This window comes from Herbaspirillum lusitanum (assembly GCF_046025995.1).
Taxonomy (GTDB): Bacteria; Pseudomonadota; Gammaproteobacteria; order Burkholderiales; family Burkholderiaceae_D; genus Herbaspirillum; species Herbaspirillum lusitanum_A.
In genome coordinates this window covers 106,190-129,875 of record NZ_JAQQFM010000006.1, presented here as the reverse complement: position 1 = coordinate 129,875, position 23,686 = coordinate 106,190, and the positions used below count along the sequence as shown (strand labels likewise).

Annotated in this window: 21 protein-coding genes; 16 read left to right on the top strand and 5 right to left on the bottom strand. The window is 59.1% G+C overall.

Going from position 1 to position 23,686, the window contains the following annotated elements; translation table 11 throughout:
• From PQR62_RS14430 to PQR62_RS14385, 10 genes are all read left to right on the top strand, one after another.
• A complete protein-coding gene (locus tag PQR62_RS14430; RefSeq protein ID WP_408158661.1) occupies positions 1-1,596 on the top strand; it encodes an ABC transporter ATP-binding protein in 1,596 nt (531 codons plus the stop codon).
• Positions 1,593-2,276, top strand: a complete 684-nt coding sequence (locus PQR62_RS14425; RefSeq protein WP_408158660.1) for a cysteine hydrolase family protein — start codon at positions 1,593-1,595, stop codon at positions 2,274-2,276. Before PQR62_RS14430 ends, PQR62_RS14425 begins: the two co-directional genes overlap by 4 nt.
• Positions 2,273-2,650, top strand: a complete 378-nt coding sequence (hpxZ, locus tag PQR62_RS14420; protein WP_408158659.1) for an oxalurate catabolism protein HpxZ — start codon at positions 2,273-2,275, stop codon at positions 2,648-2,650. The genes PQR62_RS14425 and hpxZ overlap by 4 nt, the downstream gene beginning before the upstream one ends.
• Before the next feature lie 79 nt (positions 2,651-2,729).
• Entirely contained in the window at positions 2,730-3,422 is a 693-nt protein-coding gene (locus tag PQR62_RS14415) for a GntR family transcriptional regulator (RefSeq protein WP_408158658.1), read from the top strand.
• A 161-nt stretch (positions 3,423-3,583) separates the two neighbouring features.
• Positions 3,584-4,561, top strand: a complete 978-nt coding sequence (locus tag PQR62_RS14410) for a bifunctional riboflavin kinase/FAD synthetase (RefSeq protein WP_408158657.1) — start codon at positions 3,584-3,586, stop codon at positions 4,559-4,561.
• 153 nt (positions 4,562-4,714) lie between these two features.
• Complete coding sequence (gene ileS, locus PQR62_RS14405; protein ID WP_408158656.1) at positions 4,715-7,609, top strand: isoleucine--tRNA ligase; 2,895 nt, start codon at positions 4,715-4,717, stop codon at positions 7,607-7,609.
• Between the two features lie 191 nt (positions 7,610-7,800).
• The gene (lspA, locus tag PQR62_RS14400) at positions 7,801-8,316 is read left to right on the top strand and encodes a signal peptidase II (protein ID WP_408158655.1); all 516 of its coding nucleotides are present in this window, start codon (positions 7,801-7,803) and stop codon (positions 8,314-8,316) included.
• A gap of 115 nt (positions 8,317-8,431) precedes the next feature.
• Complete coding sequence (gene coaBC, locus PQR62_RS14395; protein ID WP_408158654.1) at positions 8,432-9,631, top strand: bifunctional phosphopantothenoylcysteine decarboxylase/phosphopantothenate--cysteine ligase CoaBC; 1,200 nt, start codon at positions 8,432-8,434, stop codon at positions 9,629-9,631.
• Positions 9,632-9,734: 103 nt separating this feature from the next.
• Positions 9,735-10,184 (top strand): dUTP diphosphatase, encoded by a 450-nt coding sequence (dut, locus tag PQR62_RS14390; protein ID WP_408158653.1) that lies wholly within the window; start codon positions 9,735-9,737, stop codon positions 10,182-10,184.
• 13 nt (positions 10,185-10,197) lie between these two features.
• Positions 10,198-11,283: a M48 family metalloprotease gene (locus PQR62_RS14385; RefSeq protein WP_408158652.1), complete on the top strand. Its 1,086-nt coding sequence runs from the start codon at positions 10,198-10,200 to the stop codon at positions 11,281-11,283.
• A 264-nt stretch (positions 11,284-11,547) separates the two neighbouring features.
• On the opposite strand, the gene clpA is transcribed toward PQR62_RS14385, so the two are convergent.
• A complete protein-coding gene (clpA, locus tag PQR62_RS14380) occupies positions 11,548-13,851 on the bottom strand; it encodes an ATP-dependent Clp protease ATP-binding subunit ClpA (RefSeq protein ID WP_408158651.1) in 2,304 nt (767 codons plus the stop codon).
• Positions 13,848-14,162, bottom strand: coding sequence for an ATP-dependent Clp protease adapter ClpS (gene clpS / locus PQR62_RS14375; protein ID WP_408158650.1), 315 nt, complete (start codon positions 14,160-14,162; stop codon positions 13,848-13,850). The genes clpA and clpS overlap by 4 nt, the downstream gene beginning before the upstream one ends.
• A 327-nt stretch (positions 14,163-14,489) precedes the next feature.
• Between clpS and cspE the strand changes: the two genes are divergently transcribed.
• Positions 14,490-14,693, top strand: coding sequence for a transcription antiterminator/RNA stability regulator CspE (gene cspE / locus PQR62_RS14370; RefSeq protein WP_009665919.1), 204 nt, complete (start codon positions 14,490-14,492; stop codon positions 14,691-14,693).
• A gap of 222 nt (positions 14,694-14,915) precedes the next feature.
• On the opposite strand, the gene icd is transcribed toward cspE, so the two are convergent.
• The gene (gene icd / locus PQR62_RS14365) at positions 14,916-16,172 is read right to left on the bottom strand and encodes an NADP-dependent isocitrate dehydrogenase (protein ID WP_408158649.1); all 1,257 of its coding nucleotides are present in this window, start codon (positions 16,170-16,172) and stop codon (positions 14,916-14,918) included.
• Between the two features lie 274 nt (positions 16,173-16,446).
• On the opposite strand from icd, the gene PQR62_RS14360 reads away from it, so the two are divergent.
• The 3 genes from PQR62_RS14360 to PQR62_RS14350 all read left to right on the top strand — a co-directional run bounded on the left by PQR62_RS14360 (position 16,447) and on the right by PQR62_RS14350 (position 18,118).
• Complete coding sequence (locus tag PQR62_RS14360; RefSeq protein WP_408158648.1) at positions 16,447-17,001, top strand: pseudouridine synthase; 555 nt, start codon at positions 16,447-16,449, stop codon at positions 16,999-17,001.
• Between the two features lie 225 nt (positions 17,002-17,226).
• Positions 17,227-17,397 carry a hypothetical protein gene (locus tag PQR62_RS14355; RefSeq protein ID WP_408158647.1) on the top strand — a complete coding sequence of 57 codons (171 nt, stop codon included), beginning with the start codon at positions 17,227-17,229 and terminating at the stop codon, positions 17,395-17,397.
• Positions 17,398-17,614: 217 nt separating this feature from the next.
• A complete protein-coding gene (locus PQR62_RS14350; RefSeq protein WP_408158646.1) occupies positions 17,615-18,118 on the top strand; it encodes a DUF192 domain-containing protein in 504 nt (167 codons plus the stop codon).
• A 306-nt stretch (positions 18,119-18,424) separates the two neighbouring features.
• On the opposite strand, the gene rpsT is transcribed toward PQR62_RS14350, so the two are convergent.
• Positions 18,425-18,697, bottom strand: a complete 273-nt coding sequence (gene rpsT / locus PQR62_RS14345) for a 30S ribosomal protein S20 (RefSeq protein WP_408158645.1) — start codon at positions 18,695-18,697, stop codon at positions 18,425-18,427.
• Positions 18,698-19,128: 431 nt separating this feature from the next.
• On the opposite strand from rpsT, the gene murJ reads away from it, so the two are divergent.
• Positions 19,129-20,679, top strand: coding sequence for a murein biosynthesis integral membrane protein MurJ (gene murJ / locus PQR62_RS14340; RefSeq protein ID WP_408158644.1), 1,551 nt, complete (start codon positions 19,129-19,131; stop codon positions 20,677-20,679).
• A gap of 125 nt (positions 20,680-20,804) precedes the next feature.
• Positions 20,805-21,650 (top strand): SirB1 family protein, encoded by an 846-nt coding sequence (locus PQR62_RS14335; RefSeq protein WP_408158643.1) that lies wholly within the window; start codon positions 20,805-20,807, stop codon positions 21,648-21,650.
• 116 nt (positions 21,651-21,766) lie between these two features.
• Here PQR62_RS14335 and PQR62_RS14330 read toward each other — a convergent pair whose 3' ends face one another.
• Positions 21,767-23,677, bottom strand: coding sequence for an ATP-binding cassette domain-containing protein (locus PQR62_RS14330; RefSeq protein ID WP_459251859.1), 1,911 nt, complete (start codon positions 23,675-23,677; stop codon positions 21,767-21,769).
• Positions 23,678-23,686 lie beyond the last annotated feature (9 nt).

Genomic DNA, 23,686 nt, shown 5'->3' with positions numbered 1-23,686 from the left:
ATGCATGCGCTCGAGCTGGAGATCACCGGCGCCGGCAAGTCCTTCGGCGAATTCCGCGCGCTGGACGAGGTGTCGCTCAAGATCAGGGCCGGCACCATTCATGCGCTATTGGGCGAGAACGGCGCCGGCAAGAGCACGCTGGTCAAAGGTCTGGTCGGCTATAGTCCGCTCGATCAGGGCATGATCCAGGCCGACCGCCGCGAGGTGGAGATTCGCGGCCCGCGTGTGCCGAATACGCTGGGAATAGGCATGGTGTATCAGCACTTCACGCTGGCGCCCAGCCTGACGGTGGCGGAAAACCTGCTGCTGGCGCGCGGCAACATGCGCTGGCGCATACGCTGGCAGCAAGAGCGCGAGGCGTTGCGCGACTTCATGCAGACCATGCCTTTCCGCATCGATCTGGATCGCCACATCAGCGGCCTGTCGGCCGGTGAAAAACAGAAACTGGAAATTCTCAAGCAACTCTATCTGCGCCGCCGGCTGCTGATTCTGGATGAGCCGACCTCGGTGCTGACGCCGCAAGAGGCCGATGAAGTGCTGGGGCTGATGCGCGATCTCACCCGACGCCGGGAATTGACGGTACTGATGATTACCCACAAGTTTCACGAAGTGACGGCCTACGCCGACGATGTGACCGTGCTGCGCAAGGGCCGGCTGGTCGGCAGCAGCGCGGTGGCCGATACCAGTCCGGCCGAACTGGCGCACTGGATGATGGGTCAGGCGCGCGTGGAAAAGGAAGCGCAAGCACGACCGCCGGTGCCCGCCGATGCGCCAGTCGGCTTGCAGATCGACGCGCTGCAGGTGCTGAACGATCGCGGCGTGCCGGCCGTCCGGGATCTGTCGCTGCAGGTCAGGCGCGGCGAGATCGTCGGCCTGGCCGGCATCTCCGGTAACGGTCAGAAAGAATTGGTGGAGGCCCTGCTCGGCCAGCGCCGCCGCTTGTCGGGACAGGTCGGCATCGCCGGCGCCGCCTATCAGGCCAGCCGCGACGAGATGCGCCGGCACAAGGTTTTCGCACTGCCGGAAGAGCCGCTGCGCAACGCCTGTATCGCCGGCATGAATGTGGCGGAAAACATGGCGCTGCGCAATTTCGACGTGCCGCCGTTTCGCCGCAGCGGCTGGCTCGGCTGGTGCCTGAACCGGCCCGCCATGCGGCGGCAGGCGCAATCGCTGATCACGGCCTTCAATGTGCGCCCGCCCCTGCCGGAACGCGCCATCGGCACACTCTCGGGCGGCAATGTGCAGCGCGCGGTGCTGGCCCGTGAATTGGGCGATGCGGATGACGGCATGTCATCCGCAGAGGCCGCGCATGTGCTGATCGTCGCCAACCCGGTGTTCGGCCTCGATTTCGCCTCCGTAGCCGACATTCACGCCCGGCTGCTGCAGGCGCGCGCGCGGGGCGCAGCGGTGCTGCTGGTGAGCGAGGATCTGGACGAGCTGCTGGAATTGGCGGACCGGATTCTGGTGATGACCGACGGCGCCATCGTGCATGCCTGCGAGGCCGGAGTCGCCGACCGCACGGAGCTGGGTCGCTGGATGGCCGGCCATCAGGATGCAGCGCCGGCGCACGACCATACTCAACTGGAGACCGCATGAGCACGATAGATGCTTTCCCTACGCCCTACCGATTCGAGCTGCAACACACCGCGCTGGTGGTGATCGACATGCAGCGCGACTTCATTGAAGCGGGCGGCTTCGGCAGCGCACTCGGCAACGACGTGCGGCCGCTGGCCGAGATCGTGCCGACCGTGGCCGCACTGCTGGCCACCGCGCGCGCCGGCGGCATGCTGGTGGTGCACACGCGCGAATCGCATCTGCCCGATCTGTCCGACTGCCCGCCATCGAAACTGCGGCGCGGCAATCCCTCGCTGGCCATCGGCGCCATCGGCCCCATGGGGCGCATTCTGGTGCGCGGCGAAGCGGGTAATCAGATCCTGCCGCTGCTGACGCCGCAAGACGGCGAGCTGGTGATCGACAAGCCCGGCAAGGGCGCGTTTTACGCCACCGATCTGCACGCGCAATTGCAGGCGCGCGGCATCACGCATCTACTGTTTGCCGGCGTCACCACCGAAGTCTGCGTGCAGACCTCGATGCGCGAAGCCAACGACCGCGGCTATGAATGTCTGATCGTGGAAGATGCCTGCGCCAGCTATTTCCCGGTATTCCATCAGGCCACGCTGGCGATGCTGACCGCGCAGGGCGGCATCGTCGGCTGGAAAGCACCGCTGGCCGCATTGCAGGCGGCCCTCAAAGAAACCTCCGGAGAACACTCATGATGCAAATCAATCTGCCGCATATCGTGGCCGAGGTCGAACAGGTCTTCGCCGACTATGAACACGCGCTGCGCGTCAACGACATCGTGCGCCTGGATCGCTGGTTCTGGTACGACCCGCAGACGGTGCGCTACGGCGTGGCCGAGATTCTGCTGGGCGGCGCCGCGATCCGCGAATATCGCCAGAGCTGCAAGCCGGTGCATCCTTCGCGCCGCCTGCAGCGCACGGTAGTCACGAGCTTCGGCAGCGACTATGCTACTGTCAGCACCGAATTCACGGCCGAGGACTCGGACAAGATCGGCCGTCAGATGCAGACCTGGGTGCGCATGGACGCCGGCTGGCGCATCGTCGCCGCGCATGTGAGCCTGATGCCATGAGCGGATACCGAGACGCGAGTCACACCGCCCGGCGCCTTATCTACGCCCCACTTTTTCTTTTTGCTGATGACGTTTCCCCATGACCGTAACTGCTGCAAACCCCCTCGCTGAACAGGTTTACAACCGGCTCAAGGACGACATCTTCAATTTCAGGCTGTTGCCCGGCGACAATTTCACCGAAACCGAAATGGCGCAGTCCTACGGCGTCTCGCGCACGCCGCTGCGCGACGCCCTGTTCCGGATGCAGCGCGAAGGCTATCTGGACGTCGGCTTCCGCCGCGGCTGGAAGGTGCGGCCGATCGACTTCGACCGCCTCGACAATCTCTACGACCTGCGCATCGTGCTGGAGATGGCGGCGCTGGAACGCATCTGCCAGAACCCGGATATCCCCCCGGCCTTGCAGAATCTCAACGCGGTGTGGCTGGTAGAGGAAGATGCACGCGAGAGCGACGCCGTGAAGGTGGCCGAGCTGGACGAAAGCTTTCACACCAATCTGGTGGCAGCCGCCGGCAATGAAGAGATGACCCGCATCCACACCGAAGTGACGGAAAAGATCCGCATCGTGCGCCGGCTCGACTTTCTCAAGAAGAACCGCGTGACGGCCACCTATGAAGAGCATGGCAAGATTCTGGCGCTCATCGCCAAGCGCAAGGCCACCGAAGCGCAAATCCTGCTGCGCGCGCACATTACCCAGAGCAAGCTGGAAGTGCGCAAGATCACGATCTGGATGCTGGCCGAAGCGCGACAGCAAAAGACCGGCGAAATGGTCTGACGCGGCTTTTGCTGCGCCGGCCGCCTTGCCCCACCATTTCAAAAAAGCAACTTTCTCTCAATTCTGCCTCCCGTAAGCCCGCATCGCTGCGATGCGGGGAAACTGCCCGAAAACCTTTATAATGGTCGGCTTTTGCAACAAAGCCACTTTCAGCTTCTTCCATGAAGGTATTTCGCGGACTTCCCAACGCCGAATCGCGCGCGCCCTGTGCGCTGACGATAGGCAATTTCGACGGTGTACACCTTGGCCATCAGGCCTTGCTGGCACAGGTGCGCGATGCCGCCGCCCGGCTGGAGCTGGACGCGGCCGTGATGACGTTCGAACCGCATCCCCGTGAATTCTTTGCGCAACTGGCCGGCACGCCCGAAAAGGCGCCGGCGCGCATCGCCAATCTGCGCGACAAGCTGCAATCGCTGACCGATGCCGGCATCGACCGCGTGATCGTGGAGCATTTCGGCAGCCACTTCGCGGCGCTGTCGCCGCAAGACTTCATCGAGAAGATTCTGGTGCAGGGCCTGCATGTGCGCTGGCTGATGGTGGGCGACGACTTTTGCTTCGGCGCACGCCGCGCCGGCAATATCGAGACGCTAATAGAAGCCGGCAAGCAGCACGGCTTTGAAGTGCACACCATGCCGACCGTCACCAACGCCGGCGTGCGCATTTCGTCTTCCGCCGTGCGCGCTGCGCTGGCCGATGGCGATTTCGTCCTGGCGCGACAACTGCTGGGGCATTCCTACGGCATCAGCGGCCACGTGATTCACGGCAAGAAGCTGGGACGTACCATCGGTTTTCCGACGCTGAACATGCGCGTCGGTCACAAGCGCCCTGCCTTGTCCGGCATTTTCGTCGTGCAGGTGCATGGACTGGGCGACCAGCCCTTGCCGGCCGTCGCCAGCCTGGGCGTGCGCCCGACCGTGGACGACAGCGGCCGCGTGCTGCTGGAAACGCATCTATTCGATTACAGCGGCGACTGCTACGGCAAGCTGCTGCGCGTGGAGTTTCTGAAGAAACTGCGCGACGAAGAGAAATACATCGACCTGCCGACGCTGACTGCGGCCATCGAGCGCGATGCCGAACAGGCGCGCAACTTTTTCAAAGAGCAGACCAGCTCAGCCATCTCGGCCACCGACCGAATTTGATGCTGGCTGTCGGCATGGCGCCGGCAGCCAGTTACCCTACCACCGCGCAATTGCAGCTCGCAGCCTGCTGCAGGCGACCGGCAACATCAAGAACATCAGCACCCGCGCAAAGATCGCGACGGGCTGGAAGAAATCCCTGTAAAGAAAATCCTCATGTCGAACAACGAATCCCAAAAGCCGAACAAGCCCGGCAAATCCGAAGGCAAGCCGGTCAGCAAGTATCCGGTCAACATGACCGAGACCGCGTTTCCGATGCGCGGCGATCTGGCCAAGCGCGAGCCGCAATGGGTCAAGGAATGGCAGAGCAAGAAACTGTATCAGCGTATCCGCAAGGCCTCGGCCGGCCGGCCCAAATTCATCCTGCACGACGGTCCGCCGTATGCCAACGGTGAAATCCACCTGGGTCACGCCGTCAACAAGATCCTGAAAGACATGATCGTCAAGGCCCGCAACATGGCCGGCTTCGACGCGCAATACGTGCCGGGCTGGGATTGCCACGGCATGCCGATCGAAATCCAGATCGAAAAGAAATACGGCAAGAACCTGCCGGTGGCCGAAGTGCAAGCCAAGGCGCGCGCTTACGCCAACGAGCAGATCGAGCTGCAAAAGAAAGACTTCATCCGCCTCGGCGTGCTGGGCGAATGGGACAATCCATACAAGACCATGAACTTCTCCAACGAAGCCGATGAGCTGCGCGCGCTCGGCACGATTCTGGAGAAGGGTTATGTGTATCGCGGCCTGAAGCCGGTCAACTGGTGTTTCGACTGCGGTTCGGCGCTGGCCGAAGCGGAAGTGGAATATCAGGACAAGCGCGACCCGGCCATCGACGTCGGCTTCCCGTTTGCAGAACACGACAAGATCGCCAAGGCCTTCGGCCTGGCCAAGCTGCCAACGGATAAAGGTTACGTCGTGATCTGGACCACCACGCCATGGACCATCCCGTCCAACCAGGCGCTGAACGTGCATCCGGAATTCGACTATGCGCTGGTGCAGACCGAGCGCAACGGCGAAGCAACACTGCTGATTCTGGCCAATGATCTGGTCGAATCCTGCCTGCAGCGCTTCGGCCTGGAAGGCAAAGTGATCGCCACCGCCAAGGGCGAGGCGCTGTCGCTGATCGCCTTCCATCATCCGCTGGCCACCGCCGATAAAGGCTACGACCGCCTGTCGCCGATCTATCTGGGCGACTACGTGACGGCCGACAGCGGCACCGGCATCGTGCACTCGGCGCCGGCTTACGGTATCGAAGACTTTGTGTCGTGCAAGGCGCACGGCATGAAGGACGACGACATCATCAGCCCGGTCATGGGCGACGGCCGCTATGCGTCGTCGCTGCCGCTGTTTGCCGGCATGACGATCTGGGAAGCGTCGAAGCCGATCTGCGCCAAACTGGAAGAAGTCGGCACGCTGTTCAAGCTGGTGATGTTCGATCACAGCTACATGCACTGCTGGCGCCACAAGACGCCGATCATCTATCGTGCGACCTCGCAATGGTTTGCCAGCATGGACAACACGCCCAAGGATGGCGGCAAGAGCCTGCGCGCAACTGCGCTGCAAGGCATCGAAGACACCGCCTTCTTCCCGGCCTGGGGCAAGGCGCGCCTGCACGGCATGATCGCCAACCGTCCCGACTGGACGCTGTCGCGCCAACGCCAGTGGGGCGTGCCGATGGCCTTCTTCGTGCACAAGGAAAGCGGCCTGCTGCATCCGCGCACGCCCGAGCTGCTGGAGCAGATTGCCCAGCGCATCGAGCAAGGCGGCATCGAGGCATGGCAGACGCTGGATCCGAAAGAATTGCTGGGCGACGAAGCCGATCAGTATCTGAAGAACAAAGACACGCTGGACGTCTGGTTCGACTCCGGCTCGACCCATCAGACCGTGCTGCGCGGTTCGCACAAGCAGGAGTTGCAGTTCCCGGCCGATCTGTATCTGGAAGGCTCGGATCAGCATCGCGGCTGGTTCCACTCTTCGCTGCTGACTTCGTCCATGCTCAACGGCTGCGCGCCGTACAAGGCGCTGCTGACGCACGGTTTCGTGGTGGACGGCGAAGGCCGCAAGATGTCGAAGTCGCTCAAGAACGGCGTCGAGCCGCAAAAGGTGGCCGACTCGCTGGGCGCGGAAATCCTGCGTCTGTGGGTGGCATCGAGCGATTACTCGGGCGAGATCTCGATCTCCGATGAAATCCTGAAGCGCGTCACCGAAGCCTATCGCCGCATCCGTAATACGCTGCGTTTCCTGTTGTCCAACACCTCCGACTTCGACCCGGCCAAGCATGCCGTGCCGGTGGCCGAGATGCTGGAAATCGATCGCTACGCCATCGCCAACATGGCCAATCTGCAGAAGGAAATTCTGGCGCATTACGAGACCTATGAATTCCATCCGGTAGTCTCCAAGCTGCAGATGTATTGTTCGGAAGATCTGGGCGGCTTCTATCTCGACATCCTGAAGGACCGTCTGTACACCAGCGGCGCAGAGTCGCATGCGCGCCGCTCGGCACAGACTGCGATCTGGCACATCACTCAGGCGCTGCTGCGTCTGATGGCGCCGACGCTGTCGTTCACGGCGGAAGAAGCCTGGAGCTTCTTCGCCGGCAAAGAAGAGTTCGAAGCCAGCAGCCAGACCATCTTCTCGCAGACCTATTATCAGTTGCCGGAAGTGGAACAGGCCGAAGCGCTGGTCGCCAAGTTCAACGTGCTGCATGAAGTCCGTGCGACCGTGACCAAGCAACTGGAAGAAGTGCGTATCGCCGGCAACATCGGTTCGTCGCTGCAGGCGGAAGTGGAACTGAAGGTGGCGGGCGACAAGGCCGCGCTGCTGCAAAGCCTGGACGATGATCTGAAGTTCGTGCTGATCACTTCGTCCGCCACTGTCACTCCGGTGGCGGACGCAGCTGATGAAGCGGTGATCGTGACGCCGTCGACGCAACAAAAATGTGAGCGCTGCTGGCACTATCGCGCCGATGTCGGATCTCATGCCGAGCATCCGGGACTGTGCGGTCGCTGCTACAGCAATCTGTTCGGTCAGGGCGAGACACGACGCTTCGCCTGATGCACCAGATCCGGCTACCTGATTGCAGTTCAGGCAGCCGGATTGCATTTCAGCCCCAATATCAGTTTCAGCAATATCTTCCGCGCCAGGCGCTTGCACTCTTCTTCGAACCGCCGAACGTCTCCGACGTGCCGCAGTGAAAATGAAGTCGAATTCAGCCGGCGGCGCCCCAGCCTTCAACAACAAATCTCATGGCCACTAAAAAACGTCCTTCGTTTTCTTCTACCGGTAGCAGCAGCGGCGGCTTGCTGCCATGGATAGGCATCGCCACCATCGTGCTGCTGTTCGATCAGTTGTCCAAGATCACCATCCTGCGTCTGTTCCAATACGGCGAATCGCGTCCGGTGACCGGCTTCTTCAATCTGGTGCTGGTCTATAACAAGGGCGCGGCATTCAGCTTCCTCGCCAGCGAAACCGGCTGGCAGCGTTACCTGTTTACGGCTATCGGCATCGTGGCGGCGGTGTTCATCATCCACATGCTGCGCAAGCACGCCGGACAGCGCATGTTCTGCTGGGCGCTGGCCCTGATCCTGGGCGGTGCCATCGGCAACGTGATCGACCGCGTGGCGTATGGCCATGTGATCGACTTCCTCGACGTCTTCGTCGGCAACTGGCATTGGCCGGCCTTCAACGTGGCCGATAGTGCGATCTGCGTAGGTGCGGTATTGTTCGTGCTGGACGAATTGCGCAGGGTTTCGAAAAAATAAACGCGACACGGCGGCGCCGGCACTTGCTGCTCCGCCGTCATGTGGTACATCGCGCGGCACTGCCCTCAATGCGCAATCTGCATTCACCACACTGCCTCATTCCGGGAGCTATAACATGGACCTCGCTGGCAAGAAAATCGTACTCGGCCTGACCGGCGGCGTGGCCTGCTACAAGGCGGCCGAACTGGCGCGCGGCCTGGGCAAAGCCGGCGCCTCGGTGCAGGTAGTGATGACGCAGGCGGCCACGCAATTCATCACCCCGGTCACCATGCAAGCGCTGACCGGCAACACCGTCTACAGCGATCAGTGGGATGCGCGCATCGCCAACAACATGCCGCACATTGATCTGACGCGCGAGGCCGATGCCATCGTGATCGTGCCCTGCTCCACCGATTTCATCTTCAAGCTGGCGCATGGCGCCTGCGACGATCTGCTGTCGACGCTGTGCATCGCGCGTCCCGCCGGTTTGCCGCTGATGGTGGCGCCGGCCATGAATGTAGAGATGTGGCAAAACCCGGCGACCCAGCGCAACGTGGCGCAGCTGCGCCAGGACGGCATTGTGCTGCTGGGCCCGGATGCCGGCGAGCAGGCCTGCGGCGAAGTCGGTCTGGGCCGCATGCTGGAACCGGAACAACTGCTGGAAGAAATCATTGCCGCTTTTCAGCCCAAACTGCTGAGCGGCAAACGTGTACTGCTGACGGCCGGCCCGACCTTTGAGCCTATCGATCCGGTGCGCGGCATCACCAATCTCTCTTCCGGAAAAATGGGTTATGCGCTGGCGCGCGCCGCGCGCGAAGCCGGCGCCGCGGTGGTGCTGGTATCCGGCCCGACGGCGCTGGCCGCGCCTTATGGCGTGCGCCGCGTCGATGTGCAGACCGCGCAGCAAATGCGTGATGCCGTACTGGCGAATGTCGCCGGCCAGGATGTTTTTGTCGCAGTGGCGGCGGTGGCCGACTGGCGCGTCGCCAATGTCAGCACACAAAAACTGAAGAAGGATGAAGATGGCAAAGCCCCGCTGCTGGAGTTTGAACAAAACCCGGACATTCTTGCGGAAGTCGCCGCGTTGCCGGTCAGACCTTATTGCGTAGGCTTTGCCGCCGAGTCGGAAAATCTTGAGCAATACGGCGCCGCCAAACGCGTACGCAAAAATATCCCGCTGCTGGTCGGCAACATCGGCCATCAGACCTTCGGCAGGGACGACAACGCGCTGATGCTGTTTGACGCACAGGGTCACAGCGATCTGCCGCGCGCCGACAAACAGACGCTGGCGCGGCAACTGGTGCGCGAGATTGCGCGCCGCATGCTGCAGCATTAGCACAGCGCCGGAACGGCGACGCCGCAAAGCCTGAGCGTTGCGCCTCGAACAATTGCGCTTGCTGCAAACCCTTCAACACCTCCAACTGAATTCAGCCCTGCCCATGAAAACCATAGATATCAAAATCCTCGATCCACGCATGAAAGATCAGTTGCCGGCCTACGCCACGCCAGGCAGCGCCGGTCTCGATCTGCGCGCCTGCATCGACGCGCCGCTGACCATCGCGCCGGGCAGCACGCATCTGATCCCGACCGGGCTGGCGATCCATCTGGCTGATCCCGGCTACGCGGCCGTGATCCTGCCGCGCAGCGGCATGGGTCACAAGCACGGTATCGTGCTGGGCAATCTGGTGGGCCTGATCGATTCCGACTATCAGGGCCAACTCATGGTCTCGACATGGAACCGCAGTAATACCGAATTTGTCCTAAACCCGATGGAACGGTTGGCGCAACTGGTCATCGTTCCTGTGCTGCAGGTCGGCTTCAATGTTGTCGAAGAATTCGACAGCAGCGAACGCGGAGCCGGCGGTTTCGGCAGCACCGGCAAACACTGATGGAGAAAATTTGATGGCCCTGCATGACATGCCGAACTGGCAGAAGATAAGAAATATCGCAATTCTCACCCCGCTCGCCTTGCTGGCGGCCTGCGCCACGCAGCCCATGGATACCGCCACCGCACCGACGGTCGCAGCCCCCAAACCGCAAGCAGTCGCGCCGCGCAGCTTGACGCCGCAGGAGCAGGCCTTGCGGGTGCTGATCGATCAGCAAGATCGTCTGTATCGCGTCGCCGCCCCGCTACTGACCAGCAACGCGCCGCTGTGCAAGGGCAATGCGCGCAATCTGCTGGGCTTCACTGCCAAGAACCGTTTCTCCTTCCCGATTGAATACGCCGACAGCGCCAGAAACCTGGGCTATGACGACCGCCTGCAAGTCAGCGGCGTGCTGCCGGGCAGCGGTGCGGCACAGGCCGGCATCCAGCGCGGCGACATCCTGCTGTCGGTGGCCGACAAGCCGATGCCGCAAGGCACCGATGCCGAACGCCAGGCGGCTCTACTGCTGGGCCCGCTGGTGATCAAGCGGGCGCCGATCAAGCTGAGCGTATCGCGCAACGGCCAGGAGCAATCCATGTCGGTGCCACTGACGCTGGCGTGCGCCTTCAGCATCGAACTGGGCAATGCCGACAACGTCAACAGTTACGCCGACGGCCGTCGTGTACTGATCACTCGCGGCATGCTGAACTTCACGCAAAATGATGACGAGCTGGCCTATCTCATCGCCAAGGAGATGGCCCACAACTCGCTGGGCCACGCGATCCGCCAGCGCATGGTGTCGACCATCGCCGAGGTGATCGATAACCTGCTGCAGCCGCATCCTGACCCGACCACCACGGCAGGCACTGCCGGTATCCGCGTATATCCTCAGGACCTGGATGCCGCCGCCGACACGCTGTCGCTGTACATGCTGGCGCGCGCCGGCTACAACATCGATAAGGCGCCGGTGTTCTGGAAGCGTCTGGCGGATAAATATCCGGCCAGCGTGCCGAACGGCTATACCGCGATCCACCCTTCGACCACGTATCGCCTGGCGATGATCGACAAGGTGACGCAGATAGTGAAGGCCAAACAGGCCGCGAGCAAGCCGCTGGTGCCTTGAAGTCTGAGGCGCTGAATTTCTGGCGTTGAAAAGAGAAAGGCCGCAATGTATTGCGGCCTTTCTTGATTGCGCGATCGGTACGGCATCATGGCCTGGACGGCGGGTCAGGCGGCTTGAAATTGCCGACTGTTCTCTCGGGTCAAAGTCACAGCGGCCAGGAAAATGATCGCCGGTGTAACGGCCTTCAATCTCTCTTTTCCAGATCGTGCAGGCATAAAAAAAGCCGGAACAATGTTCCGGCTTTTTCACGTCAAATCAAAAGACTTATTCGACTTCCAGCTTTTCCTGAGGCTCTTCCGGTGGAGCGGAATCATCGCCCTCCGGGAACTCCAGCTTGACCTGATCCTTGTCATCCATCTCGACCGTCACACGACCGCCGGATACCAGCTTGCCGAACAGCAGTTCGTCGGCCAGCGCCTTGCGGATCATGTCCTGAATCAGACGCGACATAGGACGCGCGCCCATCAGCGGATCAAATCCCTTCTTGGCCAGGAACTTGCGCAAGCCATCAGAGAAGACTGCTTCCACCTTCTTCTCGTGCAACTGCTCTTCCAGCTGCATCAGGAATTTGTCGACCACGCGCAGGATGACTTCTTCATCCAGCGGACGGAAGCTGATGATGGAATCCAGACGATTGCGGAACTCAGGCGTGAACATACGCTTGATATCCCCCATTTCGTCGCCGGCTTCCTTCTTCTCGGTGAAACCGATCGAACGCTTCTGCAAGCTTTCAGCGCCGGCATTGGTCGTCATCACGATGATCACGTTGCGGAAATCAGTCTTGCGGCCGTTGTTGTCGGTCAGCGTGCCGTGATCCATCACTTGCAGCAGGATATTGAAAATGTCCGGATGGGCTTTTTCGATTTCATCCAGCAGCAGCACGGCATGCGGCTTCTTGGTGATCGCTTCGGTCAGCAGACCGCCCTGATCAAAACCGACATAACCCGGAGGCGCGCCGATCAGACGACTGACGGCGTGACGCTCCATGTATTCCGACATGTCGAAACGGATCAGCTCAATGCCCATGATAAAGGCCAGCTGCTTCGCCACTTCGGTCTTGCCGACGCCGGTAGGACCGGAGAACAGGAAGGAACCGATCGGCTTGTCAGTCTTGCCCAGACCGGCACGCGCCATCTTGATGGCGGACGCCAGCGCTTCAATCGCAGGATCCTGACCGAACACGACATTCTTCAGGTCGCGGTCTATCGTTTGCAGCTTGGTGCGATCGTCCTGATTGACCGATTGCGGCGGAATGCGTGCGATCTTGGAGATGATCTCTTCGATCTCGGGCTTGCCGATGGTCTTCTTCTGCTTGGACTTCGGCAAGATGCGTTGCGCCGCACCGGCTTCGTCGATCACGTCAATGGCCTTGTCCGGCAGATGACGGTCATTGATGAAGCGTGCCGCCAGTTCTGCCGCAGAAGTCAGCGCCGAGGCGGAATACTTCACGCCATGGTGCTCTTCGAACTTGGACTTCAGGCCGCGCAGAATCTGAATCGTTTGCTCGACGGTCGGTTCGTTGACATCAATTTTCTGGAAGCGGCGCGACAGCGCGTGGTCTTTTTCGAACACGCCACGGAATTCCGTGTACGTAGTCGCACCGATGCACTTCAACTGGCCGCTCGACAACGCCGGCTTCAGCAGATTGGATGCATCCAGCGTGCCGCCCGATGCCGAACCCGCGCCGATGATGGTGTGGATTTCATCGATAAACAGAATGCCGTGCGGGCTGTCCTTCAATTGCTTGAGAACGGCCTTCAGACGCTGCTCGAAATCGCCACGGTATTTTGTGCCGGCCAGCAGTGCCCCCATATCGAGCGAATAGACGACAGCGTTCTTGAGAATTTCCGGTACGTCGTTTTGCGTAATGCGCCATGCCAGACCTTCGGCAATCGCAGTCTTGCCGACGCCGGCTTCGCCGACCAGCAAGGGATTGTTCTTGCGACGACGGCACAGTGTTTGAATCACGCGCTCGACTTCGGAATCGCGACCAATCAGCGGATCGATCTTGCCTTCGGCAGCGGCCTTGTTCAGATTCTGCGTGAACTGATCCAGCGGGCTTTCCTTTTGCTGGCCTTCAGCCTGCACATCCTCAGCGCCTTCAGGGGCCTTCTGGGGATCGACCTGCTGGTCTTTGCGCACGCCGTGCGAAATGAAGTTAACCACGTCCAGGCGTGTTACGCCTTGCTGATGCAAGTAGTACACCGCGTGCGAATCCTTCTCGCCGAAGATTGCGACCAGCACGTTGGCGCCGGTCACTTCCTTCTTACCGTTCGACGCCGACTGCACATGCATGATCGCACGCTGGATGACGCGCTGGAAACCCAGCGTCGGCTGCGTGTCGACCTCATTGGTGCCGGGAACGGTCGGAGTGTTATCGGTAATGAAATTCGTCAGTGTCTTGCGCAGATCATCGATATTGACGGAGCATGCACGCAACACTTCCGCGGCGGAAGGATTGTCCAGCAACGCCAGCAACAGATGCTCTACCGTAATGAATTCATGGCGCGATTGCCGGGCTTCGACAAAGGCCATGTGCAAACTGACTTCAAGTTCCTGCGCAATCATGCTTCCTCCATCACGCATTGCAGGGGGTGCCCTGCTTTTCGAGCGTGGGTTAAAACGAGTTCCACTTTAGTGGATGCGATATCTTTCGGATACACACCGCACATACCTTTCCCATCACGGTGCACCATCAGCATAATCTGCGTCGCGGTTTCCCGGTCTTTGTTGAAATACTCCTGGATGACTGCGACGACGAATTCCATCGGCGTATAGTCATCGTTCAACAACAGTACTTGGTACATAGGGGGCGGCTTAAGTTTCTGCTCTTGCCGCTCCAGGACTGTACCGTTATCGTTTTCGTGCTTGGTTGCCATGCGTTCTTTACTGTGAAATACCCGTGCAACGCACATGGGTGCCACGTTCGTCTAATCAGATTAGATATTACGCGTTTTCCAGATGTTGCGCAGATAACGGTGATTTATCCTAAATCAAGAGGGGCGAGGCCCATCGCCTGAACAAAAGGCTATTATTTACGGTGAAAACAGCTTGACTTTTATATTTGCAGCGCGAACAATGGAATTCATTGATAAGTAGTTACTACTAATCAATGCGATAGGGGGCAAGTTTAAGGAGGGCTGCGTGACGCGAGGCTTCTTGCTTTTACGGCTCGTGTGATAGTTTTTAATTGAAAGATGCTTTTTATGGCGACAGGTACAGTTAAGTGGTTCAACGATTCCAAAGGCTTCGGCTTTATCACCCCTGATGATGGCGGTGAGGATTTGTTCGCACACTTCTCCGCAATTCAGATGAATGGTTTCAAGACCCTGAAAGAAGGTCAAAAGGTTCAGTTTGAAGTCACGCAAGGCCCGAAAGGCAAGCAAGCCTCGAATATCCAGGCTCCTTGATACCCTCCAAGGTACGCTAGACAATGCCTCGCACTTGCGAGGCATTTTTGTTTCTGGAGCCCCTTTGACGCCACCTTTGATGCCACAATCCCGCTCTAAAGCCGGGCATTAAACGCCAGGCCAGTGGCTGAATCCAAAGCAATGGCGAACGCAAGCCTGAAAAATAACGATCAACAAAAAAGCCGGGACTCGCCCGGCTTTTTTTGATTCGACTCTCAGCAATTACATGTTTTCAATCAACACATCACCGAAGCCGGAGCAGGACACCTGCATCGCACCTTCCATCAGACGCGCAAAATCATAAGTCACGCGCTTGGATGGGATGGCCTTTTCCATCGCCGCAATGATGAGATCAGCAGCCTCAACCCAGCCCATGTGACGCAGCATCATCTCCGCCGACAGGATCATCGAACCCGGATTCACGTAATCCTTGCCGGCGTACTTCGGCGCCGTGCCGTGGGTCGCCTCGAACATCGCGACCGAATCTGACATGTTGGCGCCCGGCGCGATGCCGATGCCGCCGACCTGCGCTGCTGCCGCGTCAGAAATGTAATCACCGTTCAGATTCAAGGTTGCAATCACGCTGTACTCTACCGGGCGCAACAAAATCTGCTGCAGGAATGCATCCGTGATCGAATCCTTGATCATGATGTACCGGCCGGTCTTGGGATTCTTCAACCGCACCCACGGGCCGCCATCAATCAGCTCGGCGCCAAACTCCTTCTGCGCCAGGGCATAGCCCCAATCGCGGAAGCTGCCTTCCGTGAACTTCATGATGTTGCCCTTGTGAACCAGCGTCACCGAAGGCTTATCATTGTCGATCGCGTACTGAATTGCCTTGCGCACCAGACGCTCAGTGCCTTCGCGCGACACCGGCTTGATGCCGATACCCGACGTCTCAGGGAAACGAATCTTCCGTGCACCCATTTCATTGAGCAGAAAATCGATCAGCTTTTTGGCACCGTCGGAACCCGCTTCCCATTCGATACCGGCATAAATATCTTCCGAGTTTTCACGGAAGATCACCATGTCGGTTTTTTCCGGCTCACGCAGCGGTGAAGGCACTCCCTTGAAATAGCGCACTGGACGCAGACAGACATACAAATCCAGTTGCTGACGCAGCGTGACGTTCAACGAACGGATACCACCACCGACCGGCGTTGTGAGCGGCCCTTTGATCGAGACCAGATACTCTTTGACGACATCGATGGTTTCCTCAGGCAGCCACACGTCAGGGCCGTAAAGCTTGGTCGATTTTTCGCCGGCGTAGATTTCCATCCAGTTGATCTTGCGGCTGCCGCCGTAGGCCTTGGCGACTGCGGCATCAACTACCTTGATCATGACCGGCGTGATGTCGCTGCCAACGCCATCGCCTTCGATGAACGGAATAATTGGATTGTCGGGAACGTTGAGCGAGAAATCCGCGTTGGCAGAAATCTTCTTGCCTTCAGCGGGCACTTTGATATGTTGATACGACATGACTGTCTCCGACAGATAAACGTAAAAAACGCAAAAGAATAAGGGACGCGCCTAGTAAGCAGCGATCAGTGCAAGTCCGCCATTCTGCCATTCCGGCTGCGTCAGGAAAAAACCAGGGAATGCCAGGACGACGACTCAGCACCGAAATCGGATTTCAGGAATCAGCATCCGGATGCACGCGAGAGCACCATCAATCTTCTATAAGACAAATGACCCATCTGCTGCATTATGCATGGCTATTTTACGGAACGCCGCGTTTTTGCGACACTAGCGCATGCCTCTCATTTTATTCAACAAGCCTTTTCAGGTGATGTGCCAGTTTTCGGCGCATCCACAGCGCCAGACGCTGGCCGACTATATCAAAACGCCCGGAGTCTATCCCGCCGGACGCCTGGATGCAGATAGCGAAGGCCTGCTTCTGCTGACCGATGACGGCAAGCTGCAGCATCGCATCAGTCATCCCAAACGCAAGCAAGCTAAAACATATCTGGTTCAAGTCGAAGGCGAACCTGCCGACGACATGTTGGAACGTCTGCGCAACCCACTCGATCTCGGTGACTTCGTCACGCAAAAATGCGAAGTCAAACATGTCGCGGCGCCGGACTGGTTATGGCCGCGCGATCCACCAATACGCGAGCGGCAAAATCTGCCGACCAGTTGGCTCACGCTCTCCATCAGCGAAGGCAAGAATCGCCAGGTGCGCAGAATGACTGCGGCAGTGGGATTGCCTACGCTGCGCCTGATCAGAATTGCGATCGGCCCTTTTTCACTCGCGACGCATCCGCTGTGGCCCGGCGAATCGCGCGAGGTCGATGCGGACGACATCTGAATATAGCGAGTGAACTCGATCCGTGAAGATGCCATCGCGGCAAGACGATAGTAAAACGACAAGCTCGCAGCCCTCGAATGACGGCGCGCCCAAAGAAAACAAAGCCCCATGCAAAACTTTTTAAAAAACATGTCAACCACGCTTGCAGCACATCGTTATTGACAGTGATTCGAACGAATCGCAGTTTTCCAAACATCCCTAACATGTTGAATTGAAGGACGCAAAATGAAAAAATTGATCGCCGCTCTGATCGCTGGTCTGTTCGCTACTGCTGCTTTCGCACAAGCTCCTGCTGCACCGGAAGCTGCAAAGACTGAAGCTGCTGCTCCTAAGGCTAAGAAAGCCAAGAAGGCACACAAGGCCAAGAAGGCAAAGAAAGCTGCTGAAGCTAAGTAATTTAGCGTCGCGCGACTCAAAAAAAGGCAGGCTAGTCCTGCCTTTTTTGTTGCCTGAACGGTTTACCTGCCCTTCCCGCCTATTATTTTTTCAGCAAGACTTTTTATTTGCGCGGCACGCTGCGACGCATCGAGCGACAAGCGATGCCGATGCGCCCGCCACGGCAGCCCGGACGGACAGTTATAATTTCCGATCATCCTCAAGAACAAAATTCGCCATGCACTCATCTTCCCGCAAGCAAGCCACTGGATTTCCTGATCAACCCGCGCTGCGCAAACTGATCGCAGGCGCACTGCATGTCATTGCCGCTGTCGGCCTGGCCAGCAGCCTCGCAACTGCACATGCGCAAGAAATCAAGAAGTTTCCGACCGTGACGCTCAACACCGGCATTCATCTGATCAAGGCAGAAGTCGCCTCCAATGAAGCCGAGCGCGAACAAGGTCTGATGTTTCGCGAAAAGATGGGGCCCAATGAGGGCATGATATTTTTGTTCGGCGCGCCGGCCGGCGTGTGCATGTGGATGAAGAACACGCTGATTCCGCTGTCGGTAGCCTTCCTCGATGACAAGGGTGAAATCATCAACATCGAAGAAATGAAGGAGCAGACCACAAATTCGCACTGTGCGACCAAGGCGGCCACTTATGCGCTGGAAATGAACAAGGGCTGGTTCAAGCAGAAGAACATCAAAGCCGGGATGAAGATTGAGGGCATCCCGCACTAGCCCGGTCAGAGATCAGATTGACAGCCTTCCTTGAGCGCCGGCTAGCGCGCTCAAGGCGCGTAGCACGAACGACAAAAGATGACCGTGCAAGTCACGGCAACCCGCGACGCTAGGCAGCTCTCGACTGCGCTCAAATACAGGTAGCACCTCAAAAGACAGAGCCAGGCAGCAGCGGCTTGACCGGCACATCCCAAATCACGACGATCTATTTCGAATGTATAAAGCAAAAAACCGCCTCAGATTGAGACGGTTTTTTATTGCATTCACAGCATTTCCGGCATGCGCCGAAAACACCAGAAACAAGCCTTAAGCGGCGGTTGCCAGGCCCTTCAGAGCGGCAGCCAGACGGCTCTTGTGACGAGCAGCCTTGTTCTTGTGAATGATTTTCTTGTCAGCGATGCTGTCAATTGTCGAGATCGAAGCTTGAAACACGGAAGTCGCAGCAGCCTTGTCGCCTGCTTCGATTGCCTTGCGAACAGCCTTGATCGCTGTACGCAGCGTCGAACGCTGGCTGGAGTTGTGCGCGTTTTGCTTAACAGCTTGACGAGCACGCTTACGTGCTTGTGCGGTATTTGCCATGAAATTATCCTAAATCGAGTGTCGTGTGCGCCGCAAACCCGAGGGACTCGCGAGGCCGAATTCTGTAAAGCGTTGGATTATAACCATTTTTCGGGGAAGGAGCAAATCCCCCTTGGTTTTTAGGGTTTCCGGGGCGAAAGCTGTTGCTTCTACGCCCGTTTCGGCCAGCTTTCGCGCATTTCGATCCGCACTCCCCGCCTCAGCGAAACCAGGCGAATCAGAGATTCTGCGCCGTCACTGTCAACTCAGGCCGAACTTGCAGCGCACAGCACCGGTCTACTCGCCCGACCCTGCAATCAGCATCGCCGGCGCGCCATATATAAACAGATGATCGCGCAACGGATCCGCAACCACCAAACCCTCTGCCGGTCTCGTGAAGAGCGCATATTATAAACGCTCGCCACGCAGAGCCGCCGCTATAATCCCGCTCCATGAACTTGCATAAAACGCTTGCGACCATCTCCGGCATGACGATGCTGTCGCGCATCACCGGCCTGGCCCGTGAAATATTGTTTGCCCGCGCATTCGGCGCTTCCGCTTATACCGACGCCTTCAATATCGCCTTCCGCATTCCCAATCTGCTACGGCGACTGTTCGCCGAGGGCGCGTTCTCGCAAGCCTTCGTGCCCATCCTTGCCGAATACAAGAATCAGCGCGGCGAGGCCGAGACCAAGCATCTGATCGATCACGTCGCGACCGTACTGATGTGGGTCATGCTGGCAACCTGTGCGGCCGGCATCGTCGCCACACCGCTGGTGATCTACTTCATCGCCACCGGCCTGCAATACAACCCTGAGGCCTTCGACGCCTCGGTGGTGATGACGCGCATCATGTTTCCGTATATCGGCTTCATGGCCTTCGTGGCGCTGGCCGGCGGCATTCTGAATACCTGGAAGGAATTCAAGATCCCGGCCTTCACCTCGGTTTTGCTCAATCTGTCTTTCATCGTCGCCTCGCTGTTCGTGGCGCCGTTCATGAAGCAGCCTATCTATGCGATGGCCTTTGCCGTTTTCGTCGGCGGCGTGCTGCAGGTTGCGCTACAGGTGCCGGCGCTGATCAAGATAGGCATGCTGCCGCGTCTTTACCTGAACCCGATGCTGGGCATGCGGGACGAAGGCGTGCGACGCGTGCTCAAGAAGATGGGGCCAGCGGTATTCGCCGTCTCGGCCGCGCAGATCAGCCTGATGATCAACACCAATATCGCCTCGCGGCTGGCGCATGGCAGCGTGTCATGGCTCTCGTATGCGGATCGCCTGATGGAATTCCCGACCGCGCTGCTGGGCGTAGCGCTGGGGACGATTCTGTTGCCGAGCCTGTCGAATGCGCACACCGCCAACGACATGGAGGAATATTCCTCGCTGCTCGACTGGGGCCTGCGCCTGACCTTCCTGCTGGCCTTGCCGGCCGCCGTCGGCCTGGCAACCTTGTCGGAGCCGCTGACGGCCACGCTGTTCCACTATGGCAAATTCGACAATACCTCGGTGCTGATGACCAGCCACGCGCTGATCGCCTACGGCGTCGGCCTGATCGGGCTGATTTTGGTCAAGATCCTGGCCCCGGGTTTCTATGCCAAGCAAGACATCCGCACGCCGGTAAAGATCGCCATCGGCGTGCTGATCGCCACGCAATTGATGAACAGCATCTTCGTACCCTGGTTCGCCCATGCAGGGCTGGCGCTGTCCATCGGACTCGGCGCCTGCCTCAATGCCGTCCTGCTGTTCTGGGGCCTGCGTCGCCGCAAACTCTATACGCCGCGTCCCGGCTGGGGCCTGTTTCTGATCAAGCTCATCGGCGCGCTGTTCCTGCTGGCGGGCGTCGCCATGTGGGTCGCCGGGCATTTTGACTGGATCGCCATGCGCGCGCATCCGATCGCCCGCATCGGCGCGCTGATGCTGGTGCTGGCGGCTTGCAGCGTGGCCTATTTCGGCGCACTGATGATCATGGGCTTTCGCTTTAGGGAATTCAAGCGCATCGCGCGTTAAGGCTTTTGCGGCATGGGCAGCACGCCGATCAGAAATCTGTGCGCGCATCACGGCTCGCAATGGCCGCCAATATTTACGCCCGCGACATTACGCAAGATGATTAATTTTGATAGGATGGTCAGCATATGACGCTCACCCCTCTCGAATATTTTGCGTCGCTGGTGCGCCAGGACGATTCGATTCCTTTGTTTGAATCGGCTTTGACGCTGGGACAGGATTTTTATCCCGAACTGGATTTCAGCGAGTTCGAGATGGAAATGGATATGCTGGCGCTTAAGCTCAAGCAGCGCATTCCGTCCGATGCCTCGCAGATTCAGAAGCTGCGCATGCTGAATCACTTCTTCTTTCAAGAGCTGGCGTTCGCCGGCAACATCAATAATTACTACGATCCCGACAACAGCTACATCCATCGCGTGATGTCGACCCGGCGCGGGATTCCGATTTCGCTGGCGGTGGTTTACATGGAACTGGGCCTGCAGGTCGGCCTGAGCATGAAGGGCGTGTCCTTCCCCGGCCATTTCCTGATGAAGCTGTCGGTACAGTCGGGCGAGATCGTGCTCGATCCCATGAATGGCGCCAGCCTGTCGCGCGAGGAGCTGGAAGAACGCCTGGAACCTTATCTGCAAAACGAAGAATACGATTTCGGCGATGAGATCCCGCTGGCGGCCTATCTGCGCGCAGCACATCCGCGCGAGATTTTGGCGCGCATGCTGCGCAACCTGAAAGCCATCTTCATGGAAAACCAGCGCTGGCAACAGGTGCTGGATGTGCAGGAACGTCTGGTGATCCTGCTGCCGGAAGAAATTACCGAGCGCCGCGATCGCGGTCTGGCACACGCCAATCTGTCGGCGCCGCAGCAGGCACTGGAAGACCTCGAAGCGTATCTGGCGATGCGCCCGCAGGCCGAAGACTCGGAGAATCTGCGCGAGATGCTGCCGGATTTGCGCGAGGCCTTGCGCCGGCCGGGCTAATCCATCGCTAGTTCCCCCAACGCAAAAAATCTTATCCCCAAAATGAAACCGGAACGCCATGGCGCTCCGGTTTCATTTCCTGCGAATCGTTCAAGCCGATTCAGGCACGCTCGATATCACTTGCGCGTTTCGATCGCTTCCCACTTTTCCAGACTCTCCAGCAGCAGCTCGTCGATTTCAGCGAAGCGCAGATTGAGCTTCACGATGTCATCCGGATTGCTCTTGTAGAGCTCGGCATCAGCCAGTTTTTCGGAAATGCTTTTCTGCTCCGTCTCCAGCTCAGCGATGCGCTTGGGGAGTTCGTCCAGCTCGCGCTGCTCCTTGTAGCTCAGCTTCTTGCCCTTGGCCGCAGCGGGGACCGCCGCCGGAGCAGCCATGGTCGACTCAGCCTTGACGTCGGCTTTGGATTCGCCCTTCCTCTGGACCGGCGCCACGGTGCGCACGCGCTCCCAGTCGCTGTAGCCGCCGACATATTCCTTCCACTGGCCGTTGCCTTCGGAGGCGATCACCTGCGTCACCACATTGTCGAGGAAAGTACGATCGTGGCTGACCAGGAACACGGTGCCTTCGTATTCTTCCAGCAGTTCTTCCAGCAGTTCCAGCGTATCGATGTCCAGATCGTTGGTCGGTTCATCCAGCACCAGCACATTGGCCGGCTTGGCGAACAGACGCGCCAGCAGCAGACGATTGCGCTCGCCGCCGGACAAGGTGCGCACCGGTGAACGCGCGCGCTCCGGCGCGAACAGGAAGTCGCCCAGATAAGTCATCACGTGTCGACGCTGACCGTTGATCTCAACCCAGTCGCTACCCGGCGCGATGGTGTCGGCCAGGCTGGCTTCTTCATCCAGCTGCGTACGCATCTGGTCGAAATACGCCACCTGCATCTTGGTGCCCTGGCGCACGGAACCGCTGTCAGGCGTGTCTTCGCCCAGGATCAGTTTGAGCAGGGTCGTCTTGCCGGCGCCGTTCTGGCCGATCAGGCCGATCTTGTCGCCGCGCATCAGGATGGTGCTGAAATCGCGCACGATGGTCTTGGCGCCGAAGGCCTTGTTGACGTTTTCCAGTTCCGCCACGATCTTGCCGGAACGTTCGCCGGAGGAGACTTCCAGCTTGACCTGGCCCTGACGATCGCGGCGTTCGCCGCGCTGCAGGCGCAAGGCTTCCAGACGGCGCACACGGCCTTCGTCGCGCGTGCGGCGAGCTTGTACGCCCTTGCGGATCCAGACTTCTTCCTGCGCCAGGAATTTGTCGAACTTGGCGTTTTCCACTTCTTCATTAGCCAGCAGCTCGGCCTTGCGCGTCTGGTAAGTGCTGAAGTTGCCGGGGAAGGACAGAATCTTGCCGCGATCGAGTTCGATGATGCGGGTGGCGACGTTATCCAGAAAACTACGATCGTGGGTGATGAACAGAATGCTGCCCTTGTAGTCGCGCAGCAGGCCCTCCAGCCACAGGATGGAGCCGAAATCGAGGTGATTGGTCGGCTCGTCCAGCAACAGGATGTCGGGCGCGCCGACCAGGCCGCAGGCCAGCGCCACGCGCTTTTGCATACCGCCGGACAGCTCGCCGATGCGAGCGTCGCGATTGAGATTCAGCTTGTCCAGCGTGATCTCGACCTTGTTGCCGATCGACCAGCCGTCCGACGCATCCAGACGCATCTGGATCTGGTTCATGCGCTCCAGCAGGGCATCGTCGTTGTCGCCGCCGAACTGGCCGGTCAGCGCTTCGTATTCGCTCAGCAAGGCCGGCAGATCGCCGAGGCCCGAAGCAACGGCGTCGAACACCGTCATGTCGGGCGCGAAATGCGGCTCCTGGTCAACGTAGGCGATCTTCACGCCCTGTTGCATCACTAGCAGGCCGTCATCCAGCTTGGAGCGGCCGGCGATGATCTTGAGCAAGGACGATTTGCCGGTGCCGTTGCGGCCGATCAGGCCGACCCGCTCGCCGGATTCCAGCGAGAATTCTGCGTGATCGAGAAGCGCAACGTGTCCGAAGGCGAGTTGCGCGTCGGAAATAGAAAAGACTGCCATAGGATGTGA

Coding starts and splice junctions, on each gene's coding strand:
- dut (WP_408158653.1), top strand. CDS start 9,735: ATGAAAACCATAGATATCAAAATCCTCGATCCACGCATGAAAGATCAG.
- PQR62_RS14335 (WP_408158643.1), top strand. CDS start 20,805: ATGACGCTCACCCCTCTCGAATATTTTGCGTCGCTGGTGCGCCAGGAC.
- PQR62_RS14385 (WP_408158652.1), top strand. CDS start 10,198: ATGGCCCTGCATGACATGCCGAACTGGCAGAAGATAAGAAATATCGCA.
- ileS (WP_408158656.1), top strand. CDS start 4,715: ATGTCGAACAACGAATCCCAAAAGCCGAACAAGCCCGGCAAATCCGAA.
- clpA (WP_408158651.1), bottom strand. CDS start 13,851: ATGATTGCGCAGGAACTTGAAGTCAGTTTGCACATGGCCTTTGTCGAA.
- hpxZ (WP_408158659.1), top strand. CDS start 2,273: ATGATGCAAATCAATCTGCCGCATATCGTGGCCGAGGTCGAACAGGTC.
- cspE (WP_009665919.1), top strand. CDS start 14,490: ATGGCGACAGGTACAGTTAAGTGGTTCAACGATTCCAAAGGCTTCGGC.
- PQR62_RS14355 (WP_408158647.1), top strand. CDS start 17,227: ATGAAAAAATTGATCGCCGCTCTGATCGCTGGTCTGTTCGCTACTGCT.
- PQR62_RS14415 (WP_408158658.1), top strand. CDS start 2,730: ATGACCGTAACTGCTGCAAACCCCCTCGCTGAACAGGTTTACAACCGG.
- PQR62_RS14430 (WP_408158661.1), top strand. CDS start 1: ATGCATGCGCTCGAGCTGGAGATCACCGGCGCCGGCAAGTCCTTCGGC.
- PQR62_RS14360 (WP_408158648.1), top strand. CDS start 16,447: ATGCCTCTCATTTTATTCAACAAGCCTTTTCAGGTGATGTGCCAGTTT.
- icd (WP_408158649.1), bottom strand. CDS start 16,172: ATGTCGTATCAACATATCAAAGTGCCCGCTGAAGGCAAGAAGATTTCT.
- coaBC (WP_408158654.1), top strand. CDS start 8,432: ATGGACCTCGCTGGCAAGAAAATCGTACTCGGCCTGACCGGCGGCGTG.
- rpsT (WP_408158645.1), bottom strand. CDS start 18,697: ATGGCAAATACCGCACAAGCACGTAAGCGTGCTCGTCAAGCTGTTAAG.
- murJ (WP_408158644.1), top strand. CDS start 19,129: ATGAACTTGCATAAAACGCTTGCGACCATCTCCGGCATGACGATGCTG.
- PQR62_RS14350 (WP_408158646.1), top strand. CDS start 17,615: ATGCACTCATCTTCCCGCAAGCAAGCCACTGGATTTCCTGATCAACCC.
- lspA (WP_408158655.1), top strand. CDS start 7,801: ATGGCCACTAAAAAACGTCCTTCGTTTTCTTCTACCGGTAGCAGCAGC.
- PQR62_RS14410 (WP_408158657.1), top strand. CDS start 3,584: ATGAAGGTATTTCGCGGACTTCCCAACGCCGAATCGCGCGCGCCCTGT.
- clpS (WP_408158650.1), bottom strand. CDS start 14,162: ATGGCAACCAAGCACGAAAACGATAACGGTACAGTCCTGGAGCGGCAA.
- PQR62_RS14330 (WP_459251859.1), bottom strand. CDS start 23,677: ATGGCAGTCTTTTCTATTTCCGACGCGCAACTCGCCTTCGGACACGTT.
- PQR62_RS14425 (WP_408158660.1), top strand. CDS start 1,593: ATGAGCACGATAGATGCTTTCCCTACGCCCTACCGATTCGAGCTGCAA.